We start from the raw sequence: 15,224 nt of genomic DNA, 5'->3' as shown, positions 1-15,224 counted from the left end.
CGATCGACTCGCCCCGCACGGCCCGTTTCCCGACATGACGTCAGTCGGTCGTCTCCGCCGCGCTCGCGACCGGCCGGCGGGCCCGCCACACGGGGACCAGGACCGCGACGAGCGCCCCGGCCACCGCGTAGGCGCTGATCACGAGGAGATGGCCGGTGATGCCCTCGGCGCCGAAGTAGACGACGCGGCGCACGGCGTCGGTGCCCGCGCCGTTCGGCAGCCAGTCGGAGATCCCCCGCCAGAACGGCGGGAGCAGCGACGACTGGTACGCGCCGCCGGCCGAGGGGTTGCCGAGGATGACGAAGACCAGGACCGTGATCCCGATCCCGATGACGCCGAAGAGGGACTGGAAGGCCATGGTGGCCGCCGCCGCCGAGGCGACGAGCAGCGTGCCGATGCCCCACAGCGCCAGGAAGTGCCCGGTCAGCGCACCGAGGGCCTGGTCGGCGACGAGCGCGCCGCCCAGACCGGACAGGATCGCGTACGGCACCATCGCGCCGAGCCGGAAGACGGCCCGGCGGCCGGTGAGCGGCCGGGTGCCGGCGGCGACCCCGAGCAGGGCCGCGACGAGATAGCCGCCGACGATCCAGCCGATGACCAGGTAGAAGCCGCTCAGCCCGCGCCCGTCGCCCGACTGGAGCGGCACGATGTCGTGCGTCGTGACGGTGCGCTGCTGGTCGGCTTCGGCGCTGGTGATCACCGAGGTGACGGCGTCGGACTCCGCCTTCCCGGCGCCGGAGGCGACCAGCAGGGTGTCCTCGGTGCCGCCGCCGTTCACCAGAAGGGCGGCCGAGGTCCGGCCCGTACGGATCTGCTCCTCGGCTGCGGCCTTCGAGGCGACGGGCTCGGCCTTGACCGGGGTGGAGGCGATGCCGTTCAGCCCGGCGACCGTCTTCTCCGACATCTGCGCGGGGGCGACCACGGCCACCGGGATCTGGTGCGGCTTCGGAGCATGGAAAGCGCCGATATAGGACAAAATAAAGCCAAGTTGCAGCAAGAGGACACCGGCGATGAGCAGTATCGTGCGGAACTGGACGGCGTCCCGCAGCTCGGCCCAGAAACCCTGCGGGCTCGATTCGTCCGGTGTGCTCATGGTGGAACCCTTCGGCTGGGGGGTGGTCATCCGGGCCGGTGGGCCGCGGATGGTCCGGTCATCGAATACAATTATGTATCCGATTCATATGTGAATCGCAAGTTGGAGTGCGACCTTGGGAGTGTCACCGTGCCCGCTGACCCGAAGCCGTCCGATACCCCGGGCAAGTCGCCCCGCGTCACCAAGCGCCGGGCCGAGACGCGCGCGCAGCTGCTCGCGGCGGCGGCGGAGGTGTTCGCCCGGAAGGGGCTGGGCCGGGCGTCGATCGACGATGTGTGCGCCGGCGCGGGCTATACGCGCGGCGCGTTCTACTCCAACTTCAAGACGCTCGACGAGCTGATCCTCGCCCTCTACGACGCCCGCGCCGCCGAGCTGATCGACACCGTGGAGGCCGCCGCCACCTCGGCGGTCGCCGAGATCAGGGCCTCGGCCGGCCCGGCGGCGCAGGGGCCCGCCGGAGTGGCGGAGCTGGTCGAGGTGGTGACGCGGGTGGTGGCCACGCTCTCGGTCAACCGGGACGACCACCTGCTCCAGCTGGAATTCACCGCGCACGCCGTCCGCGATCCCCGGGCGGGCGAGGCGTTCGTCGCCCACCGGCGCACCGTGCGCGACGCGCTGATCCCGGTGGTCCGTGCCGCGATGCGCACCCTGGGCCACGACCCCTCGGACGCGCGGCTGGAGCGCGTCACCCGCGCCATGGTCGCCGTACGGGACGGGATGACCAGCCAGGAGGTGCTGGAGCCCGGCGACCGCGAGCTGCCCCGGCTCCACGAGGAGCTCATGGCGGCGACCATCACCATGCTGGAGTGATCGGAGCGGCTGGAGCGACACGGGTGACCGGCGGGACACGTGGGATACGCGGGACACGGCTGATCCCGGCGGTTCGGTGCGCAACGGCGGCGGGGCCGGCCCCCGCCCGGCGCCCCCGCGCGGCCCCGTGCTCCCGCCGCCCGCACCCGTCGGCGCCGCGCCACCCGCCGCGGGCCCGCACGGGCCGGCGGCGAAGGGCGGGGTAGCGCGGGTCAGAGCTTGGACAGCTCGTCCACCAGGTCGTCCAGGCCCAGCGAGCCCTGCGACAGCGCCGCCATGTGCCACGCCTTCGCGTCGAAGGCGTCGCCATGGGCCTTGCGCGCGTTCTCCCGGCCGGTCAGCCAGGCACGCTCGCCCAGCTTGTAGCCGATCGCCTGGCCCGGCATCGACAGATAGCGGGTCAGCTCGCTCTCCACGAAGTCCGCCGGACGCCCGCTGTGGTTCCCGAAGAACTCCTGCGCCAGGTCGGGCGTCCAGCGCTCGCCCGGGTGGAATGGCGACTTGGCCGGGATCTCCAGCTCCAGGTGCATCCCGATGTCCACGATCACCCGGCAGGCGCGCATCATCTGCGCGTCCAGATATCCGAGTCGGCGTTCCGCGTCCGGCAGGAAACCCAGCTCGTCCATGAGCCGCTCCGCGTACAGCGCCCAGCCCTCCGCGTTCGCGCTGACCTGGCCGACCGATGCCTGGTAGCGGGAGAGCTGAGCGGCGACGTGCGTCCACTGGGCGATCTGGAGATGGTGCCCCGGTACGCCCTCGTGGTACCAGGTCGAGACCAGGTCGTACACCGGGAAACGGGTGTCGCCCATGGTCGGCAGCCAGGTGCGGCCGGGGCGCGAGAAGTCCTCGGAGGGGCCGGTGTAGTACGGGGCGGCCGCGCCGCCGGGCGGGGCGATCCGGGACTCCACCTTCTTCACCCGCTCGGCCAGTTCGAAGTGGGTGCCGTCCAGGGCCTCGATCGCCTCGTCCATCAGGCTCTGGAGCCACTCCTTGACCTCCGTCACGCCCTCGATGTGCTTGCCGTGCACATCGAGATGGGCGAGCGCCTCCCAGGGGCCCGCGCCCGGCAGGATCTTCTCGGCCTCGGTCCGCATCTCGGCGAGCAGCCGGTGGTACTCGGACCAGCCGTACGCGTACGCCTCGTCCAGATCGAGATCCGTACCGTTGAAGTAGCGCGCCCAGCGGGCGTAGCGCTCCCGGCCCACGGTGTCAGGGGCGCCCTCGACGGCCGGTGCGTAGACGTCGCGCATCCAGTCCCGCAGCTCCGAAAGGGCCGCGGTGGCGGCGCGGGCCGCCGAGTCCAGCTCGCCGCGCAGCGAGTCGGGCCCTGCCGAGGCGAAGTCCTCGAACCAGCCCCTGCCCGACTCCTCGCCCGCCCAGTCCGTGAGCTGTCCGATGAAGGTGGCGGTGGGGCGCGGGGCACCCGGCAGCTTGCGCTCCAGCCCCAGGGCCAGCGAGGCACGGTATCCGGCCAGCGCGTCGGGCACCGCGCGCAGTCGCTCAGCGAGGGCCGCCCAGTCCTCGTCGGTCTCGGCCGGTGTCAAGGTGAACACCTCGCGGATGTGGTGCGCGGGCGAGCTGAGATTGCTGATCGCGCGCAGCCCCTCATCGGCCTCGTGGACCGCGAGTTCGGCGGTCAGCCGCTCGCGCAGCAGCCGGCCGCAGCGCCGCTCGGCATCGCTGTCCGCGCCGGGCAGGGCCTCGGCCGCGTCGAGCCGCGCGAGCGTGGCGCGGGCGAGAGCGGCCAGGGCCTCCTGCCCGGCGGGGGAGAAGTCGGGGAGGCGGCGGGAGGACTCCGCCACCCCGAGATGGGTGCCCGTGATGGGGTCGAGTGCGATGAGTGCGTCGACGTAGGCGTCGGCGACCTGGCGGGGCAGCGCGCTGCCGGGGGTGGTGTCTGACATGTGGCCATCCTCCCCAACGGGGAGCATCGCGTCACACTCGGCGCTGTCCGGGCGCACCGCCTTTGGCCGGATCCTGATCCCCTCCGGTCACCGGAGGGGATCAGCCGCCCCGCCGCCCCGCCACCGGATCACCCGATCGCGGTCGCGGCCGTCAGCGGTCGGCCTGCTCGTGGCCGGAGGGGACGGACCCCACCGCCGGGGATTCCAGCCGGGCCGTGATCACGAGGGTGCCCTCGTCGATCTGGTAGTCGAGCGGCAGACCGAGGTCGCGCATGGTGGCGACCATGCCCGTGTTGGACGCCTGCGTCACCGCGTACACGCTGCCGCAGCGGGCCTCGACCGCGAGAGCCACCAGCCGCCCGAGCAGCTCGGAGCCGATGCCCCGCCGCTGCCAGGCGTCCTCGACGATCAGCGCGACCTCCGTCTCGTCCCCGTCCCAGAGCAGATGGCCCAGGGCGACGAGCCGGCCGGACGCCGTCTGGACGGCGAGGGTGCGGCCGAAGCGGGGGCTCAGCAGATGGTTCAGATACCGGTCGGCGTCGCCCACCGGGCCGTGGTAGCGCAGCCCGAGCGTGCGTACGGAGCACCGGGCGTGCATGGCGAGGGCGGCTTCGAGGTCGTCGCCGTCGGCGCGGCGGACGGTGATCTCCTCACCCTCTGGCAGGGTCAGCACGTCCTGGCCGCGCGGGATGCGCGGGCCGAGCCGGGCGTCCAGCTCCACCAGGGCGCGGGCGCGGGCGAACTCGGTGGGGGTGAAGGGAAGGTAGGGGCGCTCGACGCTGATGGTGCCGCCGTTCGGATCGCGCAGCCGCATCTCCGTTCCCTCCAGTACGCCTTCGACGGGCGCGGTCCCGTCCGTGACGTGGTCGGTGTCCGATCCGGCGGGCCGGGAGTGGATCGTGCAGCGGCCGAGCAACTGGCGTAGTGCCAGCGGGAGTTCGGCGGCGTCCAGCGCGGTGCGGGTGGCCAGGCCCAGTACCCGGGTCGGGGTGTCGACCAGGTCGTGGGTGTCGGCGCGCTCGATCCAGGTGCTGCTGCCGCCCGCCGCCGAGACCTCGCGCGTCAGGTCCTTGGCCTGGAGCGCCGCCGGGGCGCGCAGCAGGAATTCGTCGACCGTGCCGTCGGCCAGTGGATGGGTCTGGAGGGTGAGGATGTCGACGCGGTGCGCGGCGAACGCGCCGCACAGGGCGGCCAGGCTGCCCGGCTCGTCGCGCACGGTGGTCCGCATCCGCCAGAGGGTCCGCTCCCCGGCGGCGGAGGAGCGGCGCTCGGCCGGCGCCGGCGCGGGCCCGTCGGGTGCGGGCCCGGCCCCGGACGCCGGTGGAGCGTGGCCGTGCTTCCGTGCCCACCAGGTGTGGAACATGGCGGTGGCGATCAGTGCCACCGCCGAGGCGACCAGCAGGAACGCTCCGTCGGGCCCGTGCGCGATCATGTTCGCCAGGGCGTCGGCGACGGCCACGGCGGTGAAGAGGGCGGCCAGTTCGACAAGGTCCCGCCGCCAGTGGTGCGGACGGCGGGCGCTTTTCGCGGAAGTCACATCGGTCATGACCTCACTTTGACGGAACGGTGTTGCGTGACCACGAACGGTTTGTGACTGATGGGTTAAGGATGGAAATGTTCCATTTTGAGCCATCTCTGGCCCTTTATGGCCTGGAGCGTTCGCTCCCCTGTCGCAATGCGGCCAGGAGCCGGGCGGCCTGGGCGACCGCCCGGGAGGTGCCGCCCCGCCCGGCCAACTCCGGCAGGCCCCTTATCTCCTGCGCCGCGCCACAGCGTTCGGCGCAGTCGGCGGCCACGGACAGTATCTCCCCGATCCCGTTCCCGGCGCCGCTCCGGGACCGGGTGCTCTTCCCGTCGCCCGGTACGGGAGCCAGCAGCGGCGGCAGGGCCGCGCCCAGCACCGACCAGACCGTGGCGTACGCGCCGGTCGCCGCCGCCGTACGGACCGAGTCCACCAGCCGGTTGGGCTTGACGGCGCCGGATCGCACCAGCCCGCCCAGCTCCGCGCCCAGCGAGCGACCGTCCAGATCGCCGCGGGCGGCCAGCACCAGCAGGGCGTCCACAGCCGACAGCCGGTCCTGCGGCTGCCGGGCCCCGAGCCCGTACGCCACGGCCCGGTGCAGCGAGCGGCCCGCCGTCCCGCCGCCCTCGGCGAGCGGGAGCAGCCACCAGGCACCGCCGCGATGATCTTCCTTCGCGCAGGCGGCCACCCCCGGCAGCAGCCAGCCCGCGAGGGTGTCCGGGTCCTCGGGCAGCACCTTGGGCCAGCCCGGATTCCGGTACTCCTCCCAGTGGAAGCAGCCCGAACGGGTCGGCCGGACAGGGCCGTCCAGCCAGTGGAAGGCCGGGGGAAACTCCCGGCGCACGGTCGGCCGCCGCCCGGCCTTCTCCGGCCGGAGCACCGGCCGGAGCACCGGCCGGAGAAGGCCCGGCCACCGGGGGCGGCCTTCCGGGCTGCCGTCCCCGTCCCGCGGCTCGGGCACCTCGGCGAGGTCGAGCGCGGGCAGCGCCGCGCCGCCCCCGGTCAGCCAGGCCGCCAGCCGGTCCGCCTCGGGCGTGCCGAGCGCCGCCGCGGCGCGCGCCGCCTCCGGATGCCCGGCTCGCCGCACCCGCAGGAGGGCCTGCGCGAAGTCCACGGGCGCCGGTGTGACGGACAGCCGGCGGTACTCGCCCAGCCGCTCGACCAGCACCTCGGGGTCGAGCGCGCCCGTCTCCCAGGTCGGGGTGGCGAGCAGGAAGGGCAGCGGTCGGGTGCACATCAGATGGGCGACCTCCCGGAACCGCGCGTCCACCACCCCGTCCAGCACGGTGTGGGCGCAGCACCGCCCGGCCGCCGCGCGCTTCGCCGCGTCCCGCAGCGTCCTGACGGAGACCAGCCCGCACACGGCGGCGGTCACCACCTCCAGTTGGTGGGTTTCCCAGCCGAAGGCGTTGTCCAGGTCCCGTTCCGGCGGCTCCCGCAGCCACCAGCGGCCGGCCAGCGCCGCGCGCAGTGCGGCGGCCAGCGCCTGCCGGTCCCGGTAGGCGTGGCGCACCAGCCCGTCCAGCACTCGTTCGAAGCACTCCCCGGGGACAGCGCGCGAGGAGATCAGCGCCGACACCTCCTCGACCAGCTCGGCGAGGTCGGAGGGGGCGGGCCGCGACCGGGTCGGGAGCGGCACGGGCGGGAGGATCTCCTCGTACGGAGTCCGGTCGGCGTCCGCGACCGGCTCGCCGAAGACCTCCACGGCCCGCGCCCGGTGCACCGGGGCCAGCAGCGCCGCGTAACCGGCCAGTTCGGACCGTATCCCCGCGTCGACGGCGGGCAGGTGACGGGCGACCAGCTTCAGCGCCCGCTCCTGGATGCCGCTGTCCTCGTGCCCGAACGTCTCCGCGACGACCGGCAGCAACGCGCCGGCCGCGCCCGGATCCGCCCGCAGCACCTTGCCCACCAGGACGAGCTGGGCCCGGACCAGCCTCCTCTCCGGCCGGAACAGCACGGAGCCCGAGACGTCAGCGAGGTCCCGCGTCGGCAGAGCGCCGGAGACGGCCAGCTCGGCCAGCACCCGCTGCGCGTGCTCCGCCACCGTCGGCGTGCCGTCCGCCGCCATGGCGGTCCAGTCGGCGAGATGATCCCGCTTCTCGCCGGCCGTCGGCTCCAGCCGGCCCAGCAGGCTCAGGAAGAACGCGGAATCGGCCGGCCTTCGGCCGCCGCGCAGCAGGCGGGCGATGGTGCCGTCCACCAGCGGCCGTCGCTCCACCAGACCCTCGGCGGCGAGGGCGGGGAGCACCGAAGCCCAGTGGCGCGGATCGTCGTGGCGCCGGGTGAACGGGCCGGGGACATCGGCCGTCGTGAACAGCCTCGGGACCATGACCGCCAGCCAGGGGTCGTCCCGCAGGGAATCCGCCGGACCGCCGCGCGCTCCCGCCGCGTCGACCCAGCCGTACACGAACTCGTCGGTGTCCGGCAACGCGCAGCCCGCCAGCCGGACCAGCCCCGCGATCAGCGGGTAGTCGACCCGGGCCGTGGCCGTACGGCCGGCGAGCCGGTGGGCGAGGTTCCCCAGCCACCGCGCGTCCCGCTCCGCGAGGAGGCCGAGCAGCGGCTCGTGCTCCACCTCGAAAGTCCCGCGCATCTCGCGTGAGCCGAGCCAGGCCGCCGTGTCCGCCGCCCCCGTGAGACAGCCCGTCCCCGCGATCAGCAGCGCGTCGTGCACCTTCTGGCGCTCCGCCCACCGGTCCCACGACCAGTCGCGCACCTCGGCGCGCAGCGCCTTCAGCCCGGTCAGCGCCTCCTTGCGCTCGGCTGCGGTCATCGACTTGACCAGCTCGGGAACGGCCTTGGCGCGACCGGCCCTGACCACATCGACCAGCGAACTCATCGCGCACCGCCCACGCTCGCCGCACCGGCGGCGGGGCCCGCGGCCGTACGGGCGGCCTCGCGGCGCGCCATCCGGACCGCGAGCGCGTGTTTGCACGGGCCACGCCCTCCACGGTGGTCCGCCCACCACTGGCAGGTGCAGCTCAGCACCCCGGCCGACTCCCGCACCCGATACACGCGCTCGCCCGAGGCGACCCGGGCCGGATCGCCGTCGATCTCCACGGCTCCCGCCGAGACCAGGGCGCGCGCCGAGACCAGCCGGGGATTGTGCCGCTCCGCCCGGTCCGCGTCGTACGGCAGCTCCCGGTGGAAGTAGGCGGCTTCCGCGACGTCGTAGCCCACCCGGCCCGCCGTCCCGAGCCGGATCAGCGCCGCCCGTATCCGCTGCACGGTCAGACCGGCCCGTGCCGCCAGCTCACCCGGATCGATCCGGGGCTCCCACGCCAGCAGGACGGAGACCAGCTCCGCGTCCGCGGCGGCCTCCTCGGTCGCCAGCGCCTCCAGCACCCCGCCCTCGCCGGAGAATCCGCGCGCCGTGTCCGGCGACAGGGTGAGCGTCAGCCGCATCCCAGGCAGCACCGCCTCCCACGCACCGGCGACCGCCGCGCCCTCGGCCACCGGCCCGTACACCCGCAGCGCCGTCGCGTCCCGCAGCACCCGGCGCAGCGCGGCCAGCCGCTCGGGGCCCGGCAGACAGACCGCGCCCGGCACCGGCCGGGTGGTCGGCCGCAGGGTCCGGCCCGCCGGGACGACCCACATGGCCCCGCGCGAAGCGGCGCCAGCGCGCTGCGGCAGCGACCGCAGGAAACGCACCGCCTCCGGGGCGCTCAGCTCGGCCCGCAGATCGAATCCGGCCGAGACGACCTGCGCCTCGGCGAAGCCACGCAGCCACCGGTCGGGCAGCGGAACCTTCTTCTCCACCACGGGGCCGTCGAGCGTGGTCACCGTCAACTCGTCCGGTCCCACCCGCAGATGCAGCGGATCGTCACCGGTCAGCCGCGAAAGGGCCTCGCGCAGCGGATTGTTCACGTCCACATTGGTCGTGCCGTGCCCGGTCGTGGCCCCGTCGAGCCCGTCCCGTTCCACATCGAGCCGCGCGTACACCCCGCAGCAGCCGGAGAACGACTCGAACCGCAACCGGTCCCCGTTCCCCGTCACCACCGGGTCGAGCGACGCGGTCGGCGTCGGCCGGTGGTACCGCGCGCCGGCCACGTCGGCCACCGCCAGCAGCCCGCGGGCGGCGGCCCGCGGCGACGAGAGGAAACCGGTGAAGAAGTGCGGAGCGGCCTCGGCTCCCCGGGGCGTGCGGCCGCCGGAGGTCTCCAGACCGAGCTGCCGTCCGCCCCGGATGCTCTCCAGGGCGGACGGACGGGAATAGGCCAACGCCTGCACGGATCGTGTCATGGAAAACACCGTAGGACCCGCCACTGACAATGGGCCCGGCGCGAACCCGGAGCCCGCGCCCCGGTGTTCGCGCCGCCGCGCCCCCTCGGGTCAGGCGCCGCTACTGGCCGACCCTGCCCGGCTGGAGCACCTTGGTGAACAGCACCGTCCCGCCCTGCTCCCGCAGCCGGACCGTCAGTTCGCCGCTGCCGCCGTCGATGGCCACCTCGCCGAAGAGGGGAGGGGTCTCCATCGGGGAGAGGTTCGACCCCTTGGGCGCCTTCACGAAGACCCGGTCCGGGCCGAAGGTGCCGTCCAGCTCGCTGGCGGGGAACTGCCCCGCCGCGATGGGCCCGGTGACGAACTCCCAGAACGGCGCGAAGTCCTTGAAGGCCGCGCGCTCCGGCGTGTAGTGCTGCGCCGAGGTGTGGTGGACGTCCGCCGTGAGCCACAGCGTGCCGGTGATCCGCCGGTGCTTGATGTACCGGAGCAGCTCGGCGATCTGGAGTTCGCGGCCCAGCGGGGCGCCCGGGTCGCCCTGCGCGACCGCCTCGAAGTCCGTCGTACCGTCCGGCACGACCAGCCCGAGCGGCATGTCGGCGGCGATCACCTTCCACACCGCGCGCGACGCCGACAGCTCGCGCTTGAGCCAGCGGAGCTGCTCGGCGCCCATGATGCCGGTGGTGTCGTCGGTCTGCCTGCCGGGCGAGTTGGCGTTCCGGAACGTACGCATGTCCAGCACGAACACGTCGAGCAGCGGGCCGTGGCCGATCACCCGGTGGACCCGCCGGTCCTGTCCGCGCGTGTGGAGCGTGGAGATGGGGAAGTACTCGCGGAACGCCCGGCCGGCGCGGGCGGCCAGCACGTCGATGTTCTTCTCGGTGTACCGGTCGTCGTCCAGGATCTGCCCCGGATACCAGTTGTTGCGCACCTCGTGGTCGTCCCACTGGGTGATCGAGGGGACCTCGGAGTTGAAGCGCCGTACGTTCGCGTCGAGCAGGTTGTAGCGGAAGTTGCCCCGGTACTCGGCGAGGGTCTCCGCGACCTTGGCCTTCTCCTCCGTGGTGATGTTGCGCCAGATCCGCCCGTCGGGCAGGGTCACGGACGGCTCGATCACCCCGTCCGCGTAGATGTTGTCACCGCTGGACAGGAAGAAGTCCGGGTTCAGCCGGCGCATCTCGTCGTAGACGCGGAAGCCGCCGAGGTCCGGGTTGATGCCCCAGCCCTGGCCCGCGATATCGCCCGACCACACGAACCGCACGTCCTGGCGGCGCCTGTCGGGCGCCGTGCGGAAGGTCCCGTACACCGGCTCGCCGGTCCGGCGCGGGTCGTCCGGGTCGGCCAGCGTCACCCGGTAGTGCACCTGCTCACCGGCGGGCAGCCCGCGCAGCGGGACGGTACCGGTGAAGTCCGTACCGGCGCCCAGCAGCGGTCCGTGCCAGTGCCGGGAGCGGCGGAACGAGGAGGTGGCCGAGGTCTCCACGACCATCCGGGCCGGCCGGTCCGACCGTACCCACACCAGCCCCGACGACGAGGTCACATCGCCCGCCTGCACCCCCCAGGCCGCGCGTGGCCGCCCGGACAGCGCCTGCGCGGGCGCGGCGGCGGCGACCAGCGCGCCGCCGGGCAGCGCCAGTGCCGCCGAGGCGGCGAGGGAACCGCGCAGCACACTGCGGCGGCCGGGGGAGCCACCGGCGGGGGAGCGGGGAGCGGGGGTGTTCACGGGGCCTTGCGACATCGGTGTGTCTCCTGGGCAGATCGGGACGCCATGGGTGTCCGTCATGCCTAGCGCCCGGCGACGGCCGGAGGGCGAACCGCACATGAACAACGGGCCGCCCGCGCCCCGGCGCGGCACGCCGCCGCGGGCGTGGTGACGCGGAGACGGGGCGAGGGCGCCGCCGCGGGGCATCGAGCGCGCCGCTCCACGGTGGAGCGCGGACCACGCGCGTACGAAAGTCCTGTGAACACCCGCGTTCGGGCACCGTTTCTCTCCGCAACCCGCGCAGGATTGGTCTTGACCAACGACCGGGGTGGTCCTATCGTCGGTTTTTAGTGCAGGAACCTTTAATAAACAAGGGCACGGAATACCCGCCGGTAGACGGCGATTGCGGAGGATCAGGGTGGGGACCACGCAGCTGGGAACGGTGCCGGAGCCCAAGTACTGGCATCTGAGGACCGTGCTCGCCGAAGCGCTCGACACCGAGTTCGCGGTGGGTGAGATCCTGCCGAACGAGCGTGAACTCGCCGCCCGGTTCGGCGTCGCCCGCGCCACGCTCAGGCAGGCACTCGAACAGCTGGAACTCGAAGGCCGGCTCCAGCGCCGCCGGGGTGTCGGCACGACCGTCGCGCCGCCGCGCCTGGGCGTGGACGTCTCGACCGCGGCGCACGCGTGGCCGGGCGCCGACCAGGACGCCTGGCAGCCGCGCGACTGCCATCCGGCGCCCGCGCCCGCCCCGGTGGCCCGCCTGCTGGAGACGGGGGCCGGCGAGGCCGTCCACACCGTCCGCCGGGTCCGGGTGAGCCACGGCCAGTCGGTGGCCGCCGAGCTGATCTACGTACCGTCCGCCTCGGTGCCCGAGCTGTCGGCCATCGACGTGCCCTCCGGACCTTCCCGCGCACGCGGTGTGCTGCGCGAGCTCCAGCGACTGGCGCTGGACGGCCAGGACCGCGCCGTGGAGCTGGGTTCAGCGCGAGCGGACGACGCCAAGGAACTGGACAGGCTGCCGGGCGCCCCGGTCCTGGTGGTCACGACGCGCTACGTGGTGGCCGGCCGTATCGCCGCCGTCTCGGTGGCCACGTACCGCGCGGACACCTGCCGCCTCACCTTCGGCGAGTCGGGCGATCTGGAGATCAGCGAGCAGCCGCAGGAACGCCGCGCCTCCTGACGCGCCGCCCGGCGCGGGGTGACGCGGCCCGGTCGCGGACAGACCTCGCGGACGGACCTCTGGTGCGTGCTTTCGTACGGGCCTTCCGCAGGGGGCCCTTTCCCAAGGCCCTTTCGTACGGTGAGGGCTCTCCGCCCGCCGAGGTCGGCCTCGGCCGCTGTTCCCACGCGGCGGGCAGCCCCGCACCCCCACCCTTCGGCGGCGGCCTGCCCGCCCCGCCGACGGTGAGCGTCAGCGGCGGGCCGTCACCGTGCCCTCCACCGCGAACAGCTGCTCCTCCACATGGTCCAGGGCGAGCCTCAGCGCCCCCGTCGCCACCGCCGCCTCGCCGAGCAGCGACAGCGCCACCCGGGGCGGGCGCAGACAGAAACGCGCCAGCTCGTGGCGCAACGGGTCGAGGACGCCGTCCAGCCCGGCCGCCCAGCCGCCGATCACCACCAGCTCCGGATCCAGCGCCAGCACCAGCGCCGCCACGTCGCGCGTCAGCCGTTCGATGAACCTCTCGACGGCTCGTGTCGCCCGGGCGTCGCCCTCCTTGGCACGGGCGAAGACATCGGCCACGGCCTGCTCGTCGAGCGGGGGCAGCGGTTCGTCCGTCGTCGAGAGCAGCTTCTCCGGGGTGACTCCCCGCCCCAGCAGGTGCAGCGCGCCGATCTCACCGGCGGCGCCGCCGAACCCCCGGTGCAGCCGCCCGCCGATCAGGGCGCCGGCCCCGGGACTCAGCCCGGCCAGGACGAAGACCACGTCGTCCGAGTCGGTCGCGGCTCCCTTCCACTGCTCCGCCACCGCCGCCGCGTTGGCGTCGTTCTCCACCAGCACCGGGCAGCTGAACGAACGGCGCAGCCGCTCGCCGAGGGCGAGCCCCGTCCACTGCGGCAGCGCGGTGCCCAGCCGTACGGTCCCGTCGGCCTCCACGATGCCGGGGCTGCCGACGCCGACGGCCCGCAGGGCGCTGTGGGCCACCCCGGCCCCCTCCAGCACGTCGGCGACGACCATCCTGACCTGTTCGAGCCGTTCGTCCGCGCCGGCGGTCTTGGTGACCTCCCGCGACCCGGCGCCGACGATCCTGCCGTCCAGCCCGGAGATCAGCGCGGCCACCCGGCGCGAACCGATCTCGACGCCGAGCAGGTGCCCCGCCTCGGCCCGGAATCTGAACCGTCGCGCCGGACGGCCCTGTTTGCGGGCCTCACCCTCCTCGGGAGCGGCCTCGGCCACCAGACACGCTTCGGTGAGCCCCTCCACCACACCCTCGACCGTCGGCCGGGAAAGCCCGGTGAGCCGGGTCAGGTCCGTGAGCGTGAGGGGGCCCGCGTCCCGCAGGGCGTGCAGCACCACGGCGGAGTTGATCCGCCGCAGCAGGGAAGGGTCTCCGCCGGTCAGCCGCCCCACGGTATGTCCTCCCAGCTCGCACGCTCGTGAGGCGGATCGTACTCGGTGCCCGACGGCGCTGCGAGGGTGCGCGTACCGGCCCCTGTCTCCCGCGCACGGCTGACGGGCGGCCAGTTGTCGGTGGCCGGCGCTTTACTGGACCCATGACCACCGCACGGCACCTCGCCGTCATCGATCTGCTGCGCGCCGCCGCCTTCCCGGCGGTGCGCGGCCCCACCGGGACGGGTACCGGCGGGCCCGGATACCACCTGGTGGAGCTGGCCGGGGGAGCGGACCCGGAGCAGTGCGGCGCGGAGCACACCGCGCTGGTCGACCTCCTGACCGTCCGGCTGGGCGAGCCCGACTTCCTGAGCCTCTGGAGCCTCCAGGCCCGGATCACCGGGGGCGAGGAGATACCCGAGCCCTGGCGGGAGCTGAGCAGCGGCCCTCTCCGGCTCCACCTGTGGTGGACCGAGGGCCGCTGGCTCGCGGTGGGGCTGGCGGCAGGCCCGGTGGACGGCGCGGGAGGTGCGGACGGTCCGGGATGCCGGCTGATCGCCGCCGTCACGGACACCGACCCTCCCTGAGGGCTGTCCCGTAACGCCCTGCGGGCGGACGGCGCTCCGAGCCGGACCCGCCTCGGGGCCCGCCCTCGGCGGGACGGGCGTTCACGCGCCCGCCGCGCCGGGTCAGTCGCCCACTTTCTCCAACCGGCCCCCGGTCACCGTCCCTTCCTGCCGGGCACGGGCCGCGCCCGGATCGGTGGCGTCGTACGGCAGGTTGAGATCGCGGTCTCGTGTCTCCGGGGCGACCTTCGACCCGGAGTTCAGCGCGACGAAGGTCGGCACCGGCAGCAGCACCAGCGCACCGAGGATCGTGGTGCAGACCGGTTTGCGGCCGAAGCGGTCGGAGAGGGTCCCGAAGCCGACCGCCGCGATCCCGCCGCAGACCGCGCCCAGCAGCAGCACCTCCGGTACGAACTTCTTGTCCACGCCCACCGTCGTCACCGGATAGGAGGCCATGAAGACCTGGTAGGTGCACGACTGCGTGCTGATGCCCCAGTTCATGAAGAGGACCAGGAGCATGGGCCTGCGGCCCTGCGCGAGCACGTCCTTCACCGGAGAGGCGGGCCGTTCCCGCTTCTCCTTCAGCTCCTGGAAGACCGGGCTCTCGTTGAGCTTGCGCCGGATGACCATGGCGGCGACCGTCACGACCAGACCGCTGCCGAAGACCAGCCGCCGGCCCCAGGTCATCAGCGCGTCGTCGGACAGCCGCTGCGCGAGGATCCACACGACCGCGCCCAGCGCGGTGCCCAGCGCAGCGCCGGTCATGACGAGGGAGGACAGCCTTCCCCTGCGACCCCTGGCCGCCGTCTCGCGGCGTGCCGGCGCAGAAACCCCGGCGCGGCAGGATCGCGGCGG

The 15,224-nt window shown here is 73.9% G+C and carries 11 protein-coding genes; 3 read left to right on the top strand and 8 right to left on the bottom strand.

The genetic code is table 11. From position 1 onward, the window contains the following. Positions 1-40: 40 nt before the first annotated feature. Positions 41-1,093, bottom strand: coding sequence for a DUF3533 domain-containing protein (locus tag ACFY6S_RS20750; protein WP_388819755.1), 1,053 nt, complete (start codon positions 1,091-1,093; stop codon positions 41-43). 129 nt (positions 1,094-1,222) lie between these two features. Between ACFY6S_RS20750 and ACFY6S_RS20745 the strand changes: the two genes are divergently transcribed. Continuing rightward, on the top strand, positions 1,223-1,903 hold the full coding sequence (locus tag ACFY6S_RS20745; RefSeq protein ID WP_388819753.1) for a TetR/AcrR family transcriptional regulator: 681 nt from the start codon (positions 1,223-1,225) through the stop codon (positions 1,901-1,903). Positions 1,904-2,115: 212 nt separating this feature from the next. On the opposite strand, the gene ACFY6S_RS20740 is transcribed toward ACFY6S_RS20745, so the two are convergent. The 5 genes from ACFY6S_RS20740 to ACFY6S_RS20720 form a co-directional block, all read right to left on the bottom strand. Next, entirely contained in the window at positions 2,116-3,807 is a 1,692-nt protein-coding gene (locus ACFY6S_RS20740; protein WP_388819750.1) for a DUF885 domain-containing protein, read from the bottom strand. A 151-nt stretch (positions 3,808-3,958) separates the two neighbouring features. Beyond that, positions 3,959-5,353 carry a GNAT family N-acetyltransferase gene (locus ACFY6S_RS20735; RefSeq protein WP_388819747.1) on the bottom strand — a complete coding sequence of 465 codons (1,395 nt, stop codon included), beginning with the start codon at positions 5,351-5,353 and terminating at the stop codon, positions 3,959-3,961. 97 nt (positions 5,354-5,450) lie between these two features. Beyond that, the gene (locus tag ACFY6S_RS20730) at positions 5,451-8,168 is read right to left on the bottom strand and encodes a DUF6493 family protein (RefSeq protein WP_388819744.1); all 2,718 of its coding nucleotides are present in this window, start codon (positions 8,166-8,168) and stop codon (positions 5,451-5,453) included. Next, positions 8,165-9,571, bottom strand: a complete 1,407-nt coding sequence (locus ACFY6S_RS20725) for an SWIM zinc finger family protein (RefSeq protein ID WP_388819741.1) — start codon at positions 9,569-9,571, stop codon at positions 8,165-8,167. The genes ACFY6S_RS20730 and ACFY6S_RS20725 overlap by 4 nt, the downstream gene beginning before the upstream one ends. A 100-nt stretch (positions 9,572-9,671) precedes the next feature. Continuing rightward, complete coding sequence (locus ACFY6S_RS20720; RefSeq protein WP_388819738.1) at positions 9,672-11,288, bottom strand: alkaline phosphatase D family protein; 1,617 nt, start codon at positions 11,286-11,288, stop codon at positions 9,672-9,674. A gap of 382 nt (positions 11,289-11,670) precedes the next feature. On the opposite strand from ACFY6S_RS20720, the gene ACFY6S_RS20715 reads away from it, so the two are divergent. Continuing rightward, positions 11,671-12,435 (top strand): GntR family transcriptional regulator, encoded by a 765-nt coding sequence (locus tag ACFY6S_RS20715; RefSeq protein ID WP_388819735.1) that lies wholly within the window; start codon positions 11,671-11,673, stop codon positions 12,433-12,435. Positions 12,436-12,666: 231 nt separating this feature from the next. Here ACFY6S_RS20715 and ACFY6S_RS20710 read toward each other — a convergent pair whose 3' ends face one another. Then, the gene (locus tag ACFY6S_RS20710) at positions 12,667-13,824 is read right to left on the bottom strand and encodes an ROK family protein (RefSeq protein WP_388819732.1); all 1,158 of its coding nucleotides are present in this window, start codon (positions 13,822-13,824) and stop codon (positions 12,667-12,669) included. A 143-nt stretch (positions 13,825-13,967) separates the two neighbouring features. Between ACFY6S_RS20710 and ACFY6S_RS20705 the strand changes: the two genes are divergently transcribed. Then, a complete protein-coding gene (locus ACFY6S_RS20705; protein ID WP_388819729.1) occupies positions 13,968-14,390 on the top strand; it encodes a hypothetical protein in 423 nt (140 codons plus the stop codon). 102 nt (positions 14,391-14,492) lie between these two features. On the opposite strand, the gene ACFY6S_RS20700 is transcribed toward ACFY6S_RS20705, so the two are convergent. Further along, entirely contained in the window at positions 14,493-15,134 is a 642-nt protein-coding gene (locus ACFY6S_RS20700; protein WP_388819727.1) for an MFS transporter, read from the bottom strand. Between the last annotated feature and the right edge of the window lie 90 nt (positions 15,135-15,224).

It is taken from the genome of Streptomyces sp. NPDC012835 (genome assembly GCF_042900885.1).
Taxonomy (GTDB): Bacteria; Actinomycetota; Actinomycetes; order Streptomycetales; family Streptomycetaceae; genus Streptomyces.
The sequence above is the reverse complement of the archived record's forward strand: the minus strand, read 5'-3'. Positions and strand labels throughout refer to the sequence as shown.

Coding starts and splice junctions, on each gene's coding strand:
- ACFY6S_RS20730 (WP_388819744.1), bottom strand. CDS start 8,168: ATGAGTTCGCTGGTCGATGTGGTCAGGGCCGGTCGCGCCAAGGCCGTT.
- ACFY6S_RS20725 (WP_388819741.1), bottom strand. CDS start 9,571: ATGACACGATCCGTGCAGGCGTTGGCCTATTCCCGTCCGTCCGCCCTG.
- ACFY6S_RS20700 (WP_388819727.1), bottom strand. CDS start 15,134: ATGACCGGCGCTGCGCTGGGCACCGCGCTGGGCGCGGTCGTGTGGATC.
- ACFY6S_RS20705 (WP_388819729.1), top strand. CDS start 13,968: ATGACCACCGCACGGCACCTCGCCGTCATCGATCTGCTGCGCGCCGCC.
- ACFY6S_RS20720 (WP_388819738.1), bottom strand. CDS start 11,288: ATGTCGCAAGGCCCCGTGAACACCCCCGCTCCCCGCTCCCCCGCCGGT.
- ACFY6S_RS20735 (WP_388819747.1), bottom strand. CDS start 5,353: ATGACCGATGTGACTTCCGCGAAAAGCGCCCGCCGTCCGCACCACTGG.
- ACFY6S_RS20750 (WP_388819755.1), bottom strand. CDS start 1,093: ATGAGCACACCGGACGAATCGAGCCCGCAGGGTTTCTGGGCCGAGCTG.
- ACFY6S_RS20740 (WP_388819750.1), bottom strand. CDS start 3,807: ATGTCAGACACCACCCCCGGCAGCGCGCTGCCCCGCCAGGTCGCCGAC.